This window comes from Paenibacillus sp. Aloe-11 (assembly GCF_000245715.1).
Lineage (GTDB): Bacteria > Bacillota > Bacilli > Paenibacillales > Paenibacillaceae > Paenibacillus > Paenibacillus kribbensis.
On record NZ_JH601060.1, the window covers coordinates 1007 to 2468 of the forward strand.

General features: G+C 57.2%; 1 protein-coding gene and 1 pseudogene. Both read right to left on the reverse strand.

The window, feature by feature from the left end; translation table 11 throughout:
- A pseudogene (locus WG8_RS28815) lies at positions 1 to 283 on the reverse strand ((2Fe-2S)-binding protein); the annotation flags it as partial.
- Positions 276 to 1462, reverse strand: a 1187-nt coding sequence (locus tag WG8_RS19360; protein ID WP_007431929.1) for an aldehyde dehydrogenase family protein, incomplete at its 5' end; no start/stop codon positions are given. The pseudogene WG8_RS28815 and the gene WG8_RS19360, both read right to left, overlap by 8 nt.

The window sequence follows — 1462 nt, forward strand, 5'->3', positions numbered from 1 at the left end:
CCATATGGCAAGCCTGCTCCAGCTGTGCCAAGCTCACTTCTTCACAGCGGCATACAAGCAAATGACTTGATGCGCCAAGCGCTCCGGACTGTCCCCCCTGTGAATCAGCATACGGATTGCCTGTATTCGGATTGCCTGCATACCGGGCATCTCCATACCGCGTCTCTTCATATCCAATCTCATCATATCGGGTCTCTACACATCCAGGCTCTTCATATCGGGTCCCTTCACCCTGTACTTCCGTTCCAACCGACTCACCTCGTCCCGTCTCCCGTTTACTCATAGCTGATTGCGCAGGTTTTAATCGCTGAATAAAAATCAAGCGCCGCCTGCCCCTGTTCCCGGGTATGTGAGCTGGACTGCTTCAGACCGCCGAACGGAGCTTGATATTCGACACCCGCCGTCTCCTGATTGACCCGCACCATTCCGGCGTCCGCTTCATCCAGAAAGCGGTGAGCCAGCCGCAAATCACGGGTAAATAATGAAGCACTCAGCCCGTAAATAGACGCATTGCACAGTCGAATGGCATCCTCAAAATCGTCCGCCTGCATTACACCGACCACAGGACCAAAAATTTCCTCCTGAATCAAGGGATGGGACGAGTCCAGCCCGGCTGCCACCAACGGACGCACATAGTACCCGTCATCTGTCGCGGCGCCGACTCCGCCTTCGACCAAGATGTCCGTTTCCCGACGGGCGAGTGAAACATAGGACATGACTTTCTCATACTGGCCTGCGGATGCGACAGGCCCAAGATACGCGCCGGGGTCCAGTGCCGGGGCCATATGGATCTTTGCCACCGCGTGGCGCAAGGCTTCCGTAAACGCGTCATAGACAGACCGCTCGACAATCACGCGGCTGGTGGCCGTGCATTTTTGTCCGGCTGACCGAAAGGCACCGCTGGCAATCATCGCTACCGCCTGCGCCATATCCGCGTCCTTCAGCACGATCGCGGCATTTTTACCGCCCATCTCGGTCTGGTATTTGATGTTCCGACGTGCGCACCGCTCGGCAATGCCCAATCCCGTCTTCGTAGAACCCGTGAAGCTGACCGCTTCCAGTACCGGGAGTTCCAGCAAGGCATCGCCAATACGGCTTCCCTGCCCAATGAGGAGATTCAGCACACCAGGCGGAAGCTGCACCGCTTCAAACAACTCCGCAATCCGTACCGCCGTTAATGAGGCATGCTCGGCGGGCTTCCAGATGACTGTGTTTCCGCACAGGAGCGCAGGCGCGATTTTCCACAAGGGAATAGCTACCGGGAAGTTCCACGGAGTAATAAGAGCCGTCACCCCCAGCGGAATACGCTTCGTGTATTGGAGTACTCCCGGCTCATTCGACGGAATGACCGTACCGATCGAACGTACACCCTCTGCCGCGTAGTACCGAAGCAGATGAACGCCGCGCATCACCTCTCCACGCATCTCGGTAATCGGCTTCCCCATTTCCCGGCTGGCCAGCT